Annotated in this window: 16 protein-coding genes; 15 read left to right on the forward strand and 1 reads right to left on the reverse strand. The window is 73.9% G+C overall.

Annotation, left to right across the window (positions count from 1 at the left end):
• Positions 1 to 31 precede the first annotated feature (31 nt).
• From J1M39_RS00995 to rsmD, 4 genes are read left to right on the forward strand one after another with little or no spacing between them, the layout of a single operon-like run.
• Positions 32 to 1,156, forward strand: coding sequence for an LCP family protein (locus tag J1M39_RS00995; protein ID WP_078026046.1), 1,125 nt, complete (start codon positions 32 to 34; stop codon positions 1,154 to 1,156).
• A complete protein-coding gene (locus tag J1M39_RS01000) occupies positions 1,153 to 2,193 on the forward strand; it encodes a DAK2 domain-containing protein (RefSeq protein ID WP_078026047.1) in 1,041 nt (346 codons plus the stop codon). Before J1M39_RS00995 ends, J1M39_RS01000 begins: the two co-directional genes overlap by 4 nt.
• Positions 2,183 to 4,375, forward strand: a complete 2,193-nt coding sequence (locus J1M39_RS01005; protein ID WP_182488459.1) for an ATP-dependent DNA helicase RecG — start codon at positions 2,183 to 2,185, stop codon at positions 4,373 to 4,375. The genes J1M39_RS01000 and J1M39_RS01005 overlap by 11 nt, the downstream gene beginning before the upstream one ends.
• A 3-nt stretch (positions 4,376 to 4,378) precedes the next feature.
• Positions 4,379 to 4,942 carry a 16S rRNA (guanine(966)-N(2))-methyltransferase RsmD gene (gene rsmD / locus J1M39_RS01010; RefSeq protein WP_182488458.1) on the forward strand — a complete coding sequence of 188 codons (564 nt, stop codon included), beginning with the start codon at positions 4,379 to 4,381 and terminating at the stop codon, positions 4,940 to 4,942.
• A gap of 237 nt (positions 4,943 to 5,179) precedes the next feature.
• Here rsmD and J1M39_RS01015 read toward each other — a convergent pair whose 3' ends face one another.
• Positions 5,180 to 6,433, reverse strand: coding sequence for an aminotransferase class I/II-fold pyridoxal phosphate-dependent enzyme (locus J1M39_RS01015; protein WP_206496372.1), 1,254 nt, complete (start codon positions 6,431 to 6,433; stop codon positions 5,180 to 5,182).
• 132 nt (positions 6,434 to 6,565) lie between these two features.
• Between J1M39_RS01015 and coaD the strand changes: the two genes are divergently transcribed.
• The 11 genes from coaD to J1M39_RS01070 all read left to right on the forward strand — a co-directional run bounded on the left by coaD (position 6,566) and on the right by J1M39_RS01070 (position 17,997).
• On the forward strand, positions 6,566 to 7,039 hold the full coding sequence (gene coaD, locus J1M39_RS01020; RefSeq protein WP_195081842.1) for a pantetheine-phosphate adenylyltransferase: 474 nt from the start codon (positions 6,566 to 6,568) through the stop codon (positions 7,037 to 7,039).
• On the forward strand, positions 7,036 to 7,950 hold the full coding sequence (galU, locus tag J1M39_RS01025; protein ID WP_206496391.1) for a UTP--glucose-1-phosphate uridylyltransferase GalU: 915 nt from the start codon (positions 7,036 to 7,038) through the stop codon (positions 7,948 to 7,950). The genes coaD and galU overlap by 4 nt, the downstream gene beginning before the upstream one ends.
• A gap of 174 nt (positions 7,951 to 8,124) precedes the next feature.
• Positions 8,125 to 8,697 carry a YceD family protein gene (locus J1M39_RS01030; RefSeq protein ID WP_002856392.1) on the forward strand — a complete coding sequence of 191 codons (573 nt, stop codon included), beginning with the start codon at positions 8,125 to 8,127 and terminating at the stop codon, positions 8,695 to 8,697.
• A gap of 2 nt (positions 8,698 to 8,699) precedes the next feature.
• Entirely contained in the window at positions 8,700 to 8,903 is a 204-nt protein-coding gene (gene rpmF / locus J1M39_RS01035) for a 50S ribosomal protein L32 (RefSeq protein WP_002856390.1), read from the forward strand.
• A gap of 1 nt (position 8,904) precedes the next feature.
• Positions 8,905 to 9,639 (forward strand): ribonuclease III, encoded by a 735-nt coding sequence (rnc, locus tag J1M39_RS01040; RefSeq protein ID WP_041103164.1) that lies wholly within the window; start codon positions 8,905 to 8,907, stop codon positions 9,637 to 9,639.
• A gap of 4 nt (positions 9,640 to 9,643) precedes the next feature.
• On the forward strand, positions 9,644 to 10,561 hold the full coding sequence (mutM, locus tag J1M39_RS01045; RefSeq protein WP_134416647.1) for a bifunctional DNA-formamidopyrimidine glycosylase/DNA-(apurinic or apyrimidinic site) lyase: 918 nt from the start codon (positions 9,644 to 9,646) through the stop codon (positions 10,559 to 10,561).
• Positions 10,562 to 10,611: 50 nt separating this feature from the next.
• Complete coding sequence (locus tag J1M39_RS01050; RefSeq protein WP_195081841.1) at positions 10,612 to 11,757, forward strand: LCP family glycopolymer transferase; 1,146 nt, start codon at positions 10,612 to 10,614, stop codon at positions 11,755 to 11,757.
• Complete coding sequence (locus J1M39_RS01055; protein WP_195081840.1) at positions 11,747 to 12,934, forward strand: glycosyltransferase; 1,188 nt, start codon at positions 11,747 to 11,749, stop codon at positions 12,932 to 12,934. The genes J1M39_RS01050 and J1M39_RS01055 overlap by 11 nt, the downstream gene beginning before the upstream one ends.
• Positions 12,931 to 14,712, forward strand: coding sequence for a glycosyltransferase (locus tag J1M39_RS01060; RefSeq protein ID WP_195081839.1), 1,782 nt, complete (start codon positions 12,931 to 12,933; stop codon positions 14,710 to 14,712). Before J1M39_RS01055 ends, J1M39_RS01060 begins: the two co-directional genes overlap by 4 nt.
• A gap of 91 nt (positions 14,713 to 14,803) precedes the next feature.
• On the forward strand, positions 14,804 to 16,048 hold the full coding sequence (gene wecC / locus J1M39_RS01065) for a UDP-N-acetyl-D-mannosamine dehydrogenase (protein ID WP_195081838.1): 1,245 nt from the start codon (positions 14,804 to 14,806) through the stop codon (positions 16,046 to 16,048).
• A complete protein-coding gene (locus tag J1M39_RS01070) occupies positions 16,039 to 17,997 on the forward strand; it encodes a glycosyltransferase family 4 protein (protein ID WP_049146029.1) in 1,959 nt (652 codons plus the stop codon). The genes wecC and J1M39_RS01070 overlap by 10 nt, the downstream gene beginning before the upstream one ends.
• The last annotated feature ends 145 nt before the right edge of the window (positions 17,998 to 18,142 follow it).

An 18,142-nucleotide genomic window follows, 5' to 3' on the forward strand; every position in this document is an offset into this window, starting at 1 on the left:
GACCGTTCCCGTCCCCGCCTCAGGAGCCCACGTGAGCAGCACCGCGGACCCCCGCCCCCGCCCCCCGCAGGAGGACGTCGCCGTCGGGCGGCGCCGTCGTCGTCGCCGCCCGTGGCTGATCGCCCTGGCGGTGGTGCTCGTGGCGCTGCTGGCCGTGGGCATCGCGGCGGCGGTGTACGTCGGCGGGATCGCCCGGACCATCGACCAGGACACCCAGCGCTTCGACGGCGGCGCGTTCCCCGCCGAGTCGGGCCGCCCGGGTGCCGCGGGGGCGTCCGCCCAGCAGCCCACCGCGCCGCCGCCCGGCATGGACGCGGACCAGGCCGCCGAGGGCGCCCAGGGCCCCGTCGCCCCGGACGCGGACGAGAAGGCGGACGAGCAGGCACTCGACGTGCTGCTCGTCGGCGAGGACGCGGGCGCGGAGGGCCGTGACTCCGCCGGCCGGTCGGACACCCTCATGTGGGTCCACGTGCCCGGGGACCGCAGCGAGATCCAGGTCATGTCCATCATGCGCGACATGTGGGTGCCGATCCCGGGGCACGGGGACCACAAGGTCAACGCCGCCTACCAGTACGGCGGCATCCCGCTGACGGTGGCCACCGCGGAGAACATGTTCCAGGCACGCGTGGACCACGTGATCGCCGTGGACCTCGCCGGCTTCAAGGGCCTCGTGGACGCCCTGGGCGGCGTCAGCGTGGACAACCCCAGCGCCTTCGTCTCGACCGGCGGCATCGACTTCCCCGCGGGCACCGTGCAGATGGACGGGGACAAGGCCCTGGCCTACGCACGGGAGCGGTACAACCTGCCGCGCAGCGACTTCGACCGTGTGGAGAACCAGCAGCGCCTGGTCAAGGCCATCGTGGCCGCGTTCCTCTCCCGCGACACCCTCTCGGACCCGAGCCGCGTGCAGGCCGCCGTCGAGGAGTTCGCCCCCTTCCTGACCCTCGACGACGAGCTCGACTCGAGCACCCTCGCGAACCTGGCGTGGTCCCTGCGCGATGCGCGCGACGCCCCGATCGTGACCAGCACGGTGCCGTCCGTGGGCGTGGGCTACACGGACACCGGAGAGGACGTCGTGTGGCCGGACTGGGCGGCGATCGCCCGCCTCGGCGAGGGCATCCGCACCGGCACCCTGGGGGAGACCGTCGCGCAGTGAGCACGCCGTCCCGGCCGTCACTGGTACGGCACTGGCTCGCGCTCGCGGAGGAGCTCGTGGGCCGGGCCGCGCCGCGACTCGACGCCCTGAACCTCTTCCCGGTCCCGGACGCGGACACGGGCACGAACATGCTCGCCACGCTGACGGCGGCCCGCACCGCGGCCGACGCCTGCCCCGCACAGGACGACGCCGGCGCCGTGCTCGCGCACGCGGGCGCGGCCGCGCTGGACTCGGCCCGGGGCAACTCGGGCATGCTGCTCGCGGTCAGTCTGGCGGGGATGGCCGAGCCCCTGCGCGGCCGGGAGCGCGTCGACGCGTTCGCCCTGGCGGCGGCGTTCGGAGCCGCCGACCGGGCCGCCCGGCAGGCCCTGTCGGATCCGCGCGAGGGGACGATCCTCACGGTGCTCTCCGCGGCCGCCCGCAGCCTCGCGCGCTCGTCCACCCAGGCTCCCGACACGCCCGCGGTGGCCGGCGACGCGGACCCGGCCGTGCGCCTCGGCCCGGCCGTGACCCTCATGCTGGCCGACTGCGTGCAGGCCGTGGAGGAGACCGAGTCGCTGCTCGCCCCGCTGACCCGGGCGCACGTCGTGGACGCCGGCGCCGTCGGGCTGCTCTGGGTGTTCGAGGCGCTGCGCGCCGTCGTGACGGGCACGCCCGTGGACGAGGAGCTGGCCACCGCCCTCCCCGGCTACGGCGAGGGCGCCCACGCCGCGGAGGCCGAGCCTGCCGCCGCGGCGGAGGCGCCGGCCGAGGGGGCCGTCGAGGTGATGGGCACCCTGGCCCTCACCCCGCTCGCCGCGGCCGAGCTGCGCCGTCGGCTGACGGAGGTGGGGGACGCCGTGATCCTGGCCCCCCTTGGGACCGCCCGTGACGGGCAGGGCCGGGTCCCGTGGCGGGTCCACGTGCACGTGCCCCGCGCCGAGGACGCGATCGGCCCCCTGCGGGCCGCCGGCGACGTCGAGGGCCTGACCGTCACCGACCTGGCCGGGCCGTCGCACGGCGACGACGCCGCACCGGACGGGTGCCATGGCCGCTGAGGCCCCCGTCACCGACCTGCCCCTGTCCGAGGTGCTGGGTGGGAAGCTGCCCGCCCGCCTCGAGAGGGAGCTCGGGCTGACCACGGTCGGGGACCTGCTGGACCACGTGCCGCGCCGCTGGATCGAGCGCGGCGAGCTCACCCCCATCGCCGCGCTGCCCTACGACGCCGAGGTGACCGTCGTCGCCGTCGTGGAGTCGGTCACCACGCGGCGCATGCACAGCCGGCCCGGGTTCATCGTGGACGTCACCGTCGCGGACCCGTCCGTGGCCGGCGTGCCGGGGGCGAGCCTGTCCATGGCCTTCTTCAACGGCCACGACGCCCGCCGCCGCCTCGCCCCCGGGATGACCGCCATGTTCCAGGGCCGCACGACCGAGTACCGCGGCCGGATCACGCTGAACAACCCGGACTTCGCGCTCCTGGACGACGACGTCGCCCCGGGGGAGGTGGACGTGCGACCGGTCCCGCTCTACCGGGCCACGGGGAAGCTGCCCTCGTGGACGGTCCGCTCCGCCGTCGCCCGGGTGCTCGAGACCGTCGACCTGGGACGGATCCCCGAGCTGCTCACCGAGCGGATCCGCGCGGAGGCCGCCGCGGCGCTCGACCTGGACGCGCCGCTGCCGGGCACCGCCCAGGCGTACCGGGACCTGCACGCCCCGCACGACGTCGCCGCCACCGGCCCGGCGCGGACCGCGCTCGCCCTGCGTGAGGCGCTGCTCGTCCAGGCCGCGCTCGCCTGGCGCCGGGACCGGGAACGGGCGGTGCCCGCCGTGCCCCGCCCGCCGCGGCCCGGGGGCCTGCTCGAGGCCCTCGACGCCCGTCTGCCGTTCGCGCTCACGCCCGGCCAGGTGGCGGTGGGGGAGCAGCTGTCCGCCGAGCTGGCCCGGGACGCCCCGATGAGCCGGCTGCTGCAGGGGGACGTGGGCGCGGGCAAGACGCTCGTGGCCCTGCGGGCGATGCTGCAGGTCGTGGACGCCGGCGGCCAGGCCGCCCTGGTGGCGCCCACCGAGGTGCTCGCCGCGCAGCACCACCGTGCCCTGCTGCGCCTGATGGGCCCGCTTGCGGAGGCCGGCACCCTCGGGGCCGGCGATGGCCCGGCCACGAGGGTCGTGCTGGTCACCGGCTCGCTCAAGACCGCCGCGCGCCGGGAGGCGCTGCTGGCCCTGGCCTCCGGCGAGGCCGGGATCGCCGTCGGGACGCACGCGCTGCTCTCCGAGAAGGTGGGCTTCGCCGAGCTGGCCCTGGCCGTCGTCGACGAGCAGCACCGCTTCGGCGTGGACCAGCGCGAGGCCCTGCGGCGGGCCAATCCCGGCACGCACCTGCTCGTCATGTCCGCCACGCCCATCCCGCGCTCCGTGGCGATGACGGTGTTCGGCGACCTGGACCTGTCGGTGCTCGAGGGGCTGCCGTCGGGGCGTCAGCCGGTCACCACGCACGTGGCGCGGATGGCCCACGGCCCGCGCGTGATCGGCCGGGTGTGGGAGCTGATCGCCGAGCACGTGGCGGCCGGCCACCAGGCGTTCGTGGTGTGCCCGCGCATCGACCCCGACGACGCCGACCCGGGTCACGCCAACGTGGAGGAGATGACACCCCGGCTGCGGGGTCTCCCCGCGCTGGCGGGGCTGCGGATCGACGCCGTGCACGGGCGCATGGACCAGGCCGAGCAGGACGCGGCGATGCAGGCCTTCGCGCGCGGGGAGACGGACGTGCTCGTGGCGACCACCGTCGTGGAGGTGGGTGTGGACGTGCCCAACGCGACGGTCATGGCGATCCTCGACGCCGACGACTTCGGCCTGTCCACCCTGCACCAGCTGCGCGGCCGCGTGGGCCGCGGGCCCGGGGCGGCGGTCTGCCTGCTGGCCACGCGCCTGCCGGACGGGCACCCGTCGCTGCGCCGGCTCGAGGTCCTGGCCCAGGAGCAGGACGGCATGCGCATTGCGCAGGAGGACCTCGCCCAGCGCGGCGTCGGCGACGTGCTCGGCGCCGCCCAGTCCGGGCTGGCCTCGGGGCTGCACCACGTGGACGTCATCGCCGACGCCCCGCTGATCGCCGTGGCCGCCGACGCCGTCGCGCAGGTCATGGCGGCCGGCCCCGGGCTCTCCGCCCACCCGGCACTCGCCGCCGAGGTGGCCCGCTGGGAGGCCGAGCACCTCACCGCCGCCGACTACCTCGAGAAGGGCTGAGCCATGTCCCGCATCATCGCCGGCGCGGCCGCCGGGCGGCCCCTGACCGCCGTCCCCGGCACCGGCACGCGCCCCACCACGGACCGCACCAAGGAGGCCCTGTTCTCCTGGCTCGAGGCCCGCGACTGGCTGGACGGGACGGCCGTGCTCGACCTCTACGCCGGCTCCGGCGCCCTGGGGTGCGAGGCCGCCAGCCGCGGAGCGGCATCGGTGCTGTTGGTCGAGCGGGACCGGAAGGCCGTGACCGCGTGCCGCGCGAACGCCGCGCTGGTCAACCGGGCGCGCGGGGCCGACGTCGTGCGCGTGCGTGCCGGGAGCGTGGAGCAGGCGCTCGCGGCGGAGACCGCGCCCGTGGACCTGATCCTGGCCGACCCGCCGTACCCGGTGGCCGGCCCGCCGCTCGAGGCGGCGGTGGAGGCGGCGGCCGGGCGGCTCGCCCCGGGCGGGCTGCTCGTGCTGGAGCGGGCGGCCCGAGACGCGGCGCCGCGCCGGCCGCGCGGCCTCGAGGAGGTCGAGGTGCGCGTCTACGGCGAGACCGCCCTGTACCTCTGGCAGGACGAGCGCTGACCCCGCCCACCCGCTTTCGTTCGGGAAACGGCGGCGTGTCGGCCCGTTTTCGTTCGGGAAACGGCGGCATCTCGGCCCGTTCTCACCGGGGAGACGGGAGGGCGGAACGGACTGGGCTCAGCACGGAACCGCGAGCACGGCGGCCGCCGTTTCCCGAACGAAAATGCTCCGGGGACCGCCGTTTCCCGAACGAAAGTGCTCCGGGGGCCGCCGTTTCGTCAACGAAAGCGTCGGGGGTCAGGGCGTGCGCAGCCGCGGGGCCGCCTCGGCCAGGCGGCGCATCGCCTCGTCGATCGCATCGGGAGACTTGCAGAACGCCAGCCGCAGCCACGACCGCAGGTGGCCCCCGTCCGGGCGGCAGAGCGCGCCCACGGGGATGCCCGTGACGCCGGCCTCACGCGTCCACCGCACCGCGGCCTCGGCCGCGTCCGTCACACCCCACGGGGCCAGGTCCACGACGACGAAGTAGCCCGCCGCCGGGACGACCGGGTCCAGGCCCGCCTCCCGCAGGCCCGCCACGAGCCGATCCCGGGCGTCGCGGTACCGCTCGCGCTGGCCGGCGAGGTGCCGCTCGGCGTCGTCGGTGGGCAGGTAGGCACCCAGCGCGCGCTGGAAGGCGGGGCCGGAGGAGTAGGTGAGGAACTGCTTGACGGCGCGCGCGGCCCCGACGAGCTCGGCCGGGCCGGTCAGCCAGCCGACCTTCCACCCGGTGACCGCGAACGCCTTGCCCGCGCTGGAGACCGTCAGGGCGATGTCCTCGGCGCCCGCGACCGAGCGCAGGCTGACGTGCTCGCCCTCGTAGACGAGGTGGTCGTAGACCTCGTCCGAGAGGATCAGCACGCCCCGGGACCGGCACAGGGCCACGAGCTCCTCGAGCAGCTCCCGCGGATAGACCGCGCCCGTGGGGTTGTGCGGCGTGTTCACGATGAGCAGGCGCGTGCGGTCGGTGATCGCGTCCGCCACCCGCGCCGGGTCCGGCAGGAAGTCCGGCGCCTCCACCGGCACGCTCACGTGTCGGCCGCCGGTCAGGGCGATCGTGGCGGCGTGCGAGTCGTAGAACGGCTCGACCGTGACGACCTCGTCGCCCGGGCGCACGAACGCCAGGACCGTCGCGGCGATGCCCTCGGTGGCACCCGTGGTGATCATGACCTGCGTGGCGGGGTCCTCCGTCACGCCCCAGTGGCGCCGGCGGTGCTCTGCGACGGCCTGCCGCAGCACGGGGTCGCCCGTGCCGGGGGCGTACTGGTTGGGGCCCGCCAGCACGGCGTCGGCCGCCAGCCGCAGCAGCGCGTCGGGGCCGTCGGCGTCGGGGAAGCCCTGGCCGAGGTTCACGGCCCCGTGCTCGACGGCGAGGCCCGTCATCGTCTCGAACACGGTGGGCACGGGGCCGGCGTCGCCGAGCAGGCCCGCGGCCGCCGCCGTGCGACGCCACGGCGCGTCCACGTCGACGTCGTGCCGTGCTGATCCGGGGGTGGCCTGGTTTCCGTCCATGGCCGCACTGTACCCATCGCCGCGGACCGCCCACGGCGGTGCGCGCCGCGTCCGTCACGACCGCGGCGCGCCGGAGCCGGACCGGACGGGCGTCCGTCGCCGCCCGGCGCGGCCCCCGCTAGGCTGGCACCCATGCGTCGTGCCGTCTGCCCTGGTTCGTTCGATCCCCTCCACAAGGGGCACGTCGAGGTGATCGCGCGAGCCGCGAACCTCTTCGAGGAGGTCGTGGTCGCCGTGTCCTCCAACCCGGCCAAGACGTACCGCTTCAGCGTGGACGAGCGCATCGCCATGATCGAGGCGACGGTGTCCTCCCTCGCCGGCGTCGCGGTCCGGCCCATGGGCCCGGGCCTGCTGGCCGAGTTCTGCCGGCAGATCGGTGCAGAAGCGATCGTCAAGGGGCTGCGCGGCGGCGCCGACCTCGAGTTCGAGGCACCGATGGCCGCGATGAACCGCCACCTCACCGGGGTCGAGACGGTCTACCTCCCGGCCGACGCCCGGTACACCCACGTGTCCTCCTCGCTCATCAAGGAGGTCCATGGACTCGGTGGCGACGTCGCCGAGCTCGTCCCGGCCGCGGTCCTGCGCGGCCTCGACGGCGGGGCCTGACCCCGCCCGGCCCCTCCCGCCCCCGCACCCGCAAGGCCGTGATCCCGGCCGCCGGCCTGGGCACCCGCTTCCTGCCGGCCACCAAGGCCATGCCGAAGGAGATGCTGCCGGTGGTGGACCGCCCGGCCATCGAATACGTGGTGTCGGAGGCCCGGCGTGCGGGCCTGGCGGACGTGCTGATGATCACGGGCCGGAACAAGCGGGCCCTCGAGGACCACTTCGACCGCCATCCCGCGCTGGAGGCCGCGCTGGAGCGCAAGGGCGACGCCACGCGGCTCTCGCAGATCCGCGAGTCGGACCTGGTGGGGGACATCCACTACGTCCGTCAGGGCGAGGCCCTCGGGCTCGGCCACGCGGTGAACTGCGCACGCCGCCACGTCGGCGAGGAGCCGTTCGCGGTCCTGCTGGGCGATGACATCATCGGCGACGGCGAGGCGCTGCTCGAGCGCATGATCGACGTGCAGCAGCGCCTCGGCGGCTCCGTGATCGCCCTCATGGAGGTCCCGGAGGAGGCCGTCTCGGCCTACGGCGTGGCCGCGGTGGAGGCCGTGCCGGGGGAGGGCGACGACGTCGTCCGCGTCACCGACCTCGTGGAGAAGCCGGCCCGCGAGGACGCCCCCTCCACCCTCGCGATCATCGGCCGCTACGTGCTGGTCCCGCAGGTGTTCGACGTGCTGGACGAGACCCCGCCCGGCCGCGGCGGGGAGATCCAGCTCACCGATGCGCTGCAGAGGCTGGCCACGGAGGAGGGCGAGGGCCGCGGCGTGCACGCCGTCGTCTTCGACGGCCGCCGCTACGACACGGGGGACAAGCTCGGCTACCTGCAGGCGGTCATCGAGTTCGGGACGCGGCACGAGGACCTCGGGGCCGACCTGCGGGCCTGGCTCCGGGAGTTCACCGCCGGGCTCTGAGCCGGGCCGGCGACGCGCGGACCGCCGCTGGCTTTGGCCGAGGCGGACCCACCCGGTAGGATGGGCTGTCGGTCCGTCGTGGCTGGACCCGTGTCCAGGCCGCATCGCATCCCCGCAGAGGGCGTGCGGACGGGCCGTGTACCCCCGCCGTCCCACCCGCCGAGAGGAGCGACCATGGACAGCATCCAGCACCACGGCGCCGACTCGCCGTGGGTGATCCCCGTGCGCGATCTGACGCGCGGGGCCGGAGTCCAGCGCGAGCTGACGGCCGAGTGGCCCGCCCCCGCGGGCGTCTCCACGCCGCTGCTGGGGATCCCCGAGGGGGACCCCGTCGAACTGGACCTGCGTCTGGAGTCGGTGCACGAGGGAGTCCTCGTCACCGGCACCGCGGACGCGACCCTGAAGGGCGAGTGCGGCCGTTGCCTGCGCCCGCTGCACGAGGGGATCACCGTGGACCTGCAGGAGCTGTACCTCACCGGCACGTCCGAGGACGACGCCGGCGAGCAGCCGCTCGTGGTGCGCGAGACCGTGGACCTGGAACCCGTGTTCCGGGACGCCGTGGTCATCGCCCTTCCGTTCCAGCCGCTGTGCCGGCCGGACTGCGAGGGCCTGTGCGCCGACTGCGGCATCCGCCTCGAGGACGCGCCCGAGGGGCACGCCCACGAGCGCGTGGACCCGCGCTGGGCCGCCCTGGCCCACCTCGCGGGCACCTCAGAGACCTCCATCACCGAGACAGAAGAGAGATAGTCGTGGCAGTCCCGAAGCGGAAGATGTCCCGTGCCAACACCCGTGCCCGCCGGTCGCAGTGGAAGGCCACCGCGCCCGCCCTGGTGAAGTCCGTCGAGAACGGTCGTGTCTCGTACCGCCTGCCCCACCAGGCCGAGCTGAAGACCGACGCCGCCGGCACCCCCCTGTTCTTCGAGTACAAGGGCCGTAAGGTCGCCGACGCCTGAGATGGCGTCCCCATCGGCTCGCCGCGGGCCTGAGCCCGCGCCCGAGCCAGAAGAGCTGTTCGAGCGTCTCGGCGTGCACATCACCGCCGAGACGCTCGAACGCGCTCTGACGCACCGCTCGTTCGCCTACGAGCAGGGCGGGCTGCCCACCAACGAGCGCCTCGAGTTCCTCGGGGACTCGGTGCTGGGCTACGTGGTCACCGACCACATCTTCACGGTGTACCCGGACCTGGCCGAGGGCGACCTCGCGCGCCGCCGGGCCGCCGTCGTGTCCACGCGTGCCTTGGCGAAGGTGGCGCGCCGGATCGGCATCGGCCCGTTCGTGCGCCTGGGCACGGGGGAGCGCCGCACCGGCGGGGCGGACAAGGACTCGATCCTCGCCGACACCCTCGAGGCGCTCATCGGCGCGGTCTACGTGGACCACGGGGCTGTGGCCGCGGCCGCACTCGTGCACCGCCACGTGGTGCCGCTGCTGGACGAGCCGGACCTGCTGCGCGAGAGCACCGACTGGAAGACGGTCGTGGCCGAGGCCGCCAGCCGGCACGGTCTCGGCGCCGTCCGCTACGCGATCGAGGGTCAGGGCCCCGCGCACGACCCCCGCTACCGGGCCACCCTCGTCGTCGGCGAGCGCGAGTACGGCTCCGCCGTCGCCAGCTCCAAGAAGCAGGCCGAGCGGGACGCCGCGGCCGCCTCGTGGCCCGCCCTCGAGGCGGATCTGCCGGCCGCGGGGCGCTGAGCCCGTGCCGGAGCTGCCCGAGGCCGAGGTCGTCCGGCGCGGCCTGGCCCGGTGGGCCACGGACGCCGTCGCCGCGGAGCTCGAGGTCCTCGACCCCCGCTCGCTGCGTCGCAGCCCCGGCGGTGCGGACGCCCTCCGGGAGCGGCTGCGCGGCGCCCAGCTGGCCGAGCCGGCTCGCCGCGGCAAGTTCCTCTGGCTGCCCCTGGCCGAGGGCGACGACGCCGTCGTCGTGCACCTGGGGATGAGCGGGCAGATCCTCGTGGACGAACCGGGGGCCGCCGACCAGCGACACCTGCGCCTGCGCCTGCCCGTCACCGCGGCGGACGGCTCCGCCCGCGAGCTGCGGTTCGTGGACCAGCGGATCTTCGGCGGCTGGTGGCTCGACGCGCTGCGGCCCGACGACGCCGCCGGCGGCGAGCGGATCCCCACCACGGCCGCCCACATCGCCCTGGACCCGCTGCACCCCCTGTTCGACCCCGCGGCCGTGCACGCGCGCCTGGCGCGCCGCCGCTCCACCCTCAAGCGCGCGCTGCTGGACCAGTCGCTGGTCTCCGGGATCGGCAACATCTACGCGGACGAGGCCCTGTGGGGCGCCCGCCTGCACCCCGAGCGCCCGACCGAGCGCATGCGCCGGGCGGACACGCTGCGCCTCATGGCGGCCGTCCAGGACGTGATGCGCCGGGCCCTGGAGGTGGGGGGCACGAGCTTCGACGCGCTCTACGTCAACGTGGACGGGCGATCGGGCTACTTCGCCCGCTCCTTGGCGGCCTACGGGCGCACCGGGCAGCCGTGTCGCCGCTGCGCCGCCGAGGGGGTCGACTCCCGCATCGTCCGCGTGCCGTTCATGAACCGTGCGAGCCACCTGTGCCCGCGCTGCCAGCCGACGCCCCGCCGTCGCCGGGCCGCGGCGGCCGACGCCTGACGAGGCGTCCGTAGACTGGGCTGACCCCCGACCTCGAGCAGGAGACACGAGTGAGCCATCCCCCGGCCGCGTCCTGGACGCCCGAGCCCCTGCCGCGCCCCGCGTCCCCGCGCGACGACGCCCCGCCGGTCGCGCGGCGCCGCCGGCGCTGGCCGTGGGTCGTCGGCGTGCTCGCCGTCCTGCTCGCGGCGCTGCTCGGTCTGGGCGCCTGGTACGCGGGCTCGCTCGGGCGCACCTTCGACGACCACCGGCAGACGGTGGACGTGGGGGCGCTCGAGCAGGCGGCCGGCAACGGCCCGCTGAACGTGCTCGTCCTGGGCTCCGACTCCCGCGAGGGCGAGGGCGAGCAGGACATGGGCCAGCGCTCGGACACCATGATGCTCGTGCACATCCCCGCGGACCGACGCCAGGTCTACGTCATGTCCGTGCTGCGGGATTCGTGGGTGACCGTGCCCGGCCACGGCGAGGCGAAGATCAACTCGGCCTTCGACACGGGCGGCTACACCCTCGCCGTGGACACGGTGGAGCTGCTGCTGGGAGTGCCGATCCACCACGTCCTCGAGGTCGACTTCCAGGGCTTCCGGGGCGTGACGAACGCGCTGGGCGGCGTCGAGGTCTGCAACCCGCAGGCCTTCTCCTCCGGTCAGGCCAACCCCTCGTACTACCCGCGCGGACACATCCTGCTGCAGGACACCGCCGCCCTGCGCTACGTGCGCGAGCGGCACGCCTTCGACGACGGCGACGTCACCCGCGTGAAGAACCAGCAGCGCTACCTGGCCGGGGCGATGGACCGCTTCCTCAGCCCGCAGATCCTGGGCAACCCCGCCCGCACCACCGAGGTCGTCGCCACGTTCTCCGACCACCTCGGTGTGGACGAGGGGCTCACGTCCGGCGTGATCGCCTCGCTCGCGTGGCAGCTGCGCGACGTCCGCGGCGAGGACGTCGAGATGTTCACGGTGCCGCGCAAGGGCTTCGCGGAGGGGCCGAACGGCGACGCCATCGTCGAGCTCGACGAGGACAAGCTGGCGGACCTGCGCGCCGCCCTCGCCGACGACGACGTCCAGCGCTACGTCGACGAGCACGAGCCCGAGAAGGAGAAGAAGGCCCAGGCCGCCGGCGGGCCCGCCCCCGTGCTGACCCTGCTGACCGGCGCCACGCCCGCACCCGCCCTCGGGGAGGACCCCTGTGACGACTGAGCCGCGCCGCCCCCGCCTCCTGCTGGTCTCCCACTCCTACCGGCCCGAGCGCACCCCGCCCGCGCGTCGCTGGGGCGCGGTCGTGGCGGCGCTGCGGTCGGCGGGCTGGGACGTCGACGTCGTCGCGCCCGGGGGTGTGCGCCCCTTCGCCGGGCCCGACGGCGAACACGTCCTGCCCACGCCTCGCCTGCCCCTGGGGGAGGCCGGTCGCAACGGTCGCTTCGCCGAGGCGGTGGTGCACGCCCTGCTCGCCATCCCCCGTGGGATGGCCACCCGACGCCCGGACGTGGTGGTGGCCACCGTGCCCGCCCTGCCCGTGGTGGTGCCCGGCGTCGTGCTCTCCCGCCTCTGGCGCCGTCCCCTCGTGCTGGAGATGCGCGACGCCTGGCCGGATCTCGCCCATGAGGCCGGGGTCCACCAGGGCCTCCTGGGCGCCGCGATGGAGCGTGTCGTGACCGGCGGCCAGCGCGCGGCCCGACTCGTGGTGACCGTCACGGACGGCTTCGCGGAGACGCTGCGCGGGCGCGGGGTCGAGCGTGCCGAGACCTTGTTCAACGGCGTCGAACTCGCAGGCCTGGCGTGGGCACCTGCTCGGAGGCGCAAGCCCGGGGACCTGCACGTCCTCTACCTCGGCAACATGGGTGAGAGCCAGGGGCTCGAACGGCTCGTGGAGGCGGCGGCCGAACTCCGCCAGAGCCGGCCAGGGGTGCGGGTCCGGCTCGTCGGCGCCGGCACTCGGCGCGGCGAGCTCGAGGCGCGTAACGCGGAGCTCGCCTCCCCGGCCGAGATCCTTCCTGCCTGCTACGGCGAGGATGCGGCGGCCCAGTACGCCTGGGCGGACACACTCGTCGTGGCGCTGCGGCCCGACTGGCCCAGCTTCCGCCACACGGTGCCGTCGAAGACCTACGAGGTGCTCGCCGTCGGCCGGCACGTCACCGGGATGGTCACCGGCGAGGCGGCCCGCACCCTCGAGGACGCCGGGGGAGCCGACGTCATCGGCCCACGGGTAGCTGACCTCGTCGCGCATCTGACCGCGCTCGCCGACGATCCGGCTCGCACTGACGTGGGGGAGGGCGGCCGCCCGTGGGTCCGACGGCACGCGGACCTGCCGAGCGTCGCCCGGCGTTACGTCCGGCTGCTGGGGCAGCTCGTCCCCGACTACAGGAGACACGCATGACCTCCATCCTCCTCGATTCCGTCCGCGCACTCGGCCACGCGCCACTCGTCCTGCGGACGGTGGTCGACCACCTGCGGGACGACCCGGCGGTCCTGGGCCTGCAGATCAGCCGTCGCCTGCCGCTCGCGGCACGCGTGGGCCTGGGGCGCCTGGCAGAGTCCCTGCCCGCACGCCCCGGCGTGGTCTTAGGCGCCGTGGGTCTCGCGGCCGCCGGCCGGCACGTGGACCTCCTCGAGCACGTCGAGACGGTCCTGCCGTCCGCCGGCGCGCCAGATCGGGTGCGACTGGCGGACGTGCTCACGGCCGCGCAGGAGCCTGACCGGGCCCAAGCCGTCCTCGACGCCGTGCCCGTCGACACGCCGGGCTTGGCCGCCGCAAGGGCCCGCGTGGCCTGGCACCGCGGTGACGTCGAGGCGGCCATCTCCCTGCTCGGCGGCACCGGCCGGGACGGTGTCGTGCGAGCCCGGCTCGCCTCCGAGGTGCGTGCTCTGCGCGGGGGCGCCCTGCCGTTGCCGCGGGCAGACCGGGACCGGGCCGATGGATATCGGCCCCGCCCGGGCTCGGCACTGTTCGTCCTGACCAACTCCCTGCCGCACACCGGTTCCGGATACGCGCAACGCAGCCACAGCCTCGCGTGCGCGCTGCGGGACGAGGGCTGGCACGTAGAGGCCGTCACCCGGCTCGGTTGGCCGGTCCAGACCGGCGTGCTCACCGCCGCCCGACGCGACATGGTGGACGGCATCGTGTACCACCGCCTCCTGCCCTCGAGCCTGGCCCGGGGATTCGACGGACGGCTGGCTCAGCACGCGCGGATGCTCCTCGATCTGGTCCTCGAGCGCCGCCCGGCGGTCCTGCACACCACCACCCACTGGGTCAACGCCGTGGTGACCCGCGCGGTTGCGGAGGCCGTGGGCGTCCCGTGGGTGTACGAGGTGCGCGGGCAGCTGGCGGACACCTGGGCCTCGACGCGCGGACCCGAGGCGCTGCGCTCCGACCGCTACGCCCTGTTCACGGCCCGCGAGGACGACGCCGTGCGTTCTGCCGACGGCGTCGTGACGCTCGGTGAGCAGATGGCCCGCCGCATCGCCGCGGCCGGCATGGACCGGGACGCCATCGTGCTCAGCCCTAACGGGGTGGGGGGCGCCTTCCTGGAGGAGCCCGCCCCACGCGAGGATGCTCGCCGCCGTCTCGGGCTGTCCATGGACGACGAGATCGTCGGCACCGTCTCCTCCGTGGTGCCGTACGAGGGACTCGACGACCTTGTGCGTGCCGTCGCCGCGCTCGTCGACGAGAGGCCGCGCCTGCGGCTGGCCGTGGTGGGGGACGGCGTTGCCCTGCCGGCCCTGCGCCGGCTTGCGGCCGACCTGGGGATCGAGGATCGGCTGCTCGCGCCGGGACGGGTGGACCGTTCCCTGGCTCCCGTGTGGCACCAGGCCCTCGACGTCTTCTGCGTGCCTCGCAAGGACACGGGCGTGACCCGGGCGGTGACGCCCATGAAGCCGCTGGAGGCCATGGCCACGTCCCGGCCCGTCCTCGTCTCGGACCTGCCCGCGCTGAGCGAGATCGTCGAGGACGGCGTGACCGGACGGGTGCTGCCGGCCGAGGAACCGGAGGCGTGGGCCGCCGCCCTGGCGGCGCTACTCGACGACCCCGCCGCGGCCCGCGGCCTCGGAGCCAGGGCGCGGGAGTGGGTGCTCGGGCATCGGACCTGGGCGGCGAACGCCCGGCGCTATGACGCCCTCTACCGGCGCCTGGGCGTGACGGCGCCGTCTGCCTGAACTGATCCCTATACTCGACAGAGCATCACGGGGAGTCCGGCCCGCGCCGGATTCTGCCCTTGCCACCGCTTAGACGAACGAGGACCTCTAGATGACGACGCAGATCAAGGACGTGGCCGTGATCGGCCTGGGCTACATCGGGCTGCCGACAGCTGCCATCCTGGCCGAGAACGGCGTGCGTGTGCACGGCGTGGACGTCAGCCAGCGCACCGTGGACGCGGTCAACGCAGGCACCGTGCCCTTCGTGGAGCCGGACCTGGCGGACTTCGTGGAGCGCAACGTCAAGGCCGGTCGACTGTCCGCGTCCCTCAACACGCCGCAGGCCGACGCGTACATCGTCGCGGTCCCGACGCCCTTCAAGGACGGCCATTCGCCGGACCTCGGCTACATCGAGGCTGCGGCCCGCGGTCTCGCCCCGCAGCTGCGCGGCGGCGAGCTCGTGATCCTCGAGTCCACCTCGCCCCCTGGCGCCACCGAGCACATGGCCGCCGTCATCCGCGAGGCACGGCCGGACCTGGACGGCGCCACCCTGGACTTCGCCCACTGCCCGGAGCGGGTGCTGCCCGGCCGGGTCATGATCGAGCTCGTCACGAACGACCGCATCGTGGGCGGGTCCACGCCGGAGGCCGCGCAGCGCGCCAAGCAGCTGTATGAGACGTTCTGTCAGGGGGAGATCCTCGTGACGGACTGCGTCACCGCGGAGATGGCCAAGCTGGTCGAGAACTCGTTCCGTGACGTGAACATCGCTTTCGCGAACGAGCTGTCCTTGATCTGCTCCGACCTGGGGATCGACGTGTGGGAGCTCATCGAGCTTGCCAACCACCACCCCCGTGTCAACATCCTCCAGCCGGGCCCCGGCGTGGGCGGCCACTGCATCGCCGTAGACCCGTGGTTCATCGTCGACGCTGCACCGCAGACGGCCCGCATCATCCGTGCGGCCCGCGAGATCAACGATGGCAAGCCGAAGTGGGTCTTGGACCAGGCCAAGGCCGCCGCGTTCGACGTGCAGCAGGCCACCGGTCGTGCCCCCGTGGTGGCCGTCCTCGGTCTGGCATTCAAGCCGAACATCGACGATCTGCGTGAATCGCCTGCCCTGAACATCGCGACCGAGGTGGCGCAGCAGTTCACCGGTTCGCGCATCCTCGTCGTGGAGCCGCACGTGGAGGAACTGCCCGCTGCGCTGGCCGGCCGTGACAACGTGGAGCTGGTCCCGGCTGAAGACGGCATTCGGGAGGCGGACGTCGTCCTGCTACTGGTGGACCACGACGCGTTCGCCAGCCTCGGTACCACCACCGAGGGCAAGAAGGTCATCGACACGCGCGGCCAGTGGCGCTGACATCTCACGACGGCTCCCCCGACCCGAGGGTCGAACCGCACCCCGGGCGGATCGAGGACGCGGTCGTCGATAGCCGCCCCAGCCGTGAAGCGCTTGAAGGGGAGCTGGTCCGGGTCCACGACGAACTCACCCATCTTCTCACCGGCAGCCTCGCTGCGGATCGACGGCCGGAGGCACTCGGTGTGGACCGCCCCGGTGGGCTGGAAGGTGCGTTCGACCGGCATTGGCGCAAGATCCGACGGGAGCTCGGCAGTGTCTACCGTGACTACCGTGCGGGTCGCGCGTCGACGGGCTCCGCACTCAAGCGGGCGACCCGGATCGGACTGAAACACGGCGTGCTCGCCCCGCGTGACGCGCTGGCTGAATTCCTCCGTCTGCGGGACGAAGCCGTGGGGCCAACTCTCGCGGGCGCGGGACCCATGACCATGCTCCCGGGTGAGCTCGACTCCGAGCGCGCCCGGATCTGGCTGTCGGTTCTCGAACGGCACTATCCGTCAGGGCCTGCGCGCACGGCGTACTTCGAGCAGCTGCGCGGGCTGGCGCTGCGTGACGGCCAGATCTCGACCGCCCTCGATGCGACGGCTGAGCTCGCATCGTCGAACACCTCGATGGCGCGGGCCGCGGTCGACGTGAACGGCCGCATGACCGAGCTGAGCGGGTGGCTGCCTCGGCTGCCCGGCCCGGTGGAAGCGGTGTCAGGCTGCGGCACGAACGTCGTCCTGCACCTATTGAAGGAGTCTCGCCCCTACCTGTCCAACGGGTTCACATCGCGGACGCAATGGAATCTGCTGGCCGAGAAGGACGCCGGATGGACTCCTGTGGTGCTAACGGAGCCTGGATTCCCGGAAGGCCTGACGGAGGGGCGGCCATCTACGGTGGAAGAAGTGGATGGCATCGAACATCGACGTATCCTCACGGGCGCCTCCTACCGTGGGGTTCCATTCGATCGGTGGCTAGAGGACTTCGCGTTCCTCGCTCTCGACCACGTGCGAAACGTCCGGCCCGATGTCCTGCACGTCTCGTCCGGCCGACGAGGATATGAGACCGCCCTGGTCGGGCTCGCCCTTCGTGAGAAGACGGGCTTGCCCCTCGTGTACGAGGTGCGGTCGTTCTTCGAGGGAAACTGGACACCCGACCTCGACATCGAGGAGCGCAGTGAGGTGTTCCGTCGTCGGCGCGAGGTGGAGACGCGGTGTATGATTGCCGCCGACCGCGTGCTCACCCTCGGCGAGGCGATGAAGGACGAGATCGTTGCTCGCGGAATCCCGGCGGAGAAAGTGGACATCGTCCCCAACGGGGTGCAATTGGACCGGTTCACTCCCGCGCCTCGCGACCCGGCGATTGCGGCTCGCCATGGGATCACTCTGCCCACCTTCGGCTACGTGTCGAATATGGACCATCCCCGCGAAGGCCACGAACTACTCATCCGCGCGGCCTTGCTGTTGCAAGAGCGGGGCGTCGAGGCGCAGTGCGTGCTCGTGGGCGGTGGTCGGCGGTTCGACGAGCTGCGGGCGCTCGCACGGGAGCTGGGAATCGCGAATCGAGTGGTCTTCACGGGACCCGTCGATCACGAGGAAGTCGCGGCTCTCTATGGACTCATCGATGTGTTCGTCGTGCCACGGATCAATGAACGCGCGGCACGCTACGTCACGCCGCTCAAGCCGTTCGAGGCGATGGCTCTTCGGCGTCCGGTGGTGGTGTCCGACCTGCCCGCACTCCGTGAGATCGTCGCGGCACCCCGGCGTGGCCTCACCTTCCCAGTCGGCGACGTGATGGCGCTGGCCGAGACCATTGCACGGCTCCTGGAGGACCCGGCCGAGCGGCAACGCCTCGGAGCGGCCGGCCGGGAGTGGGTGGAGGCCGAGCGGCAATGGGTCCACAACGGGCCACGATATGACAGGGCATACCACGCAGCAATCAACGCGCGCCGTCGTGCGGGAGAGGGGTGAGGAATGCTTCTCACATATCGAGGTTTCGCGAGGGAACCCGGATCTCCGCTCCACGAAGCGATGGCACATCTGCGTGGCCACCGGCGTGGGCGCGGCGGGGAATCCGCCGCCCGCCCCTACCTTCTCGGGTGCGCTCCCGTCGCCC

It is taken from the genome of Micrococcus sp. KRD077 (genome assembly GCF_017168505.1).
Taxonomy (GTDB): domain Bacteria; phylum Actinomycetota; class Actinomycetes; order Actinomycetales; family Micrococcaceae; genus Micrococcus; species Micrococcus luteus.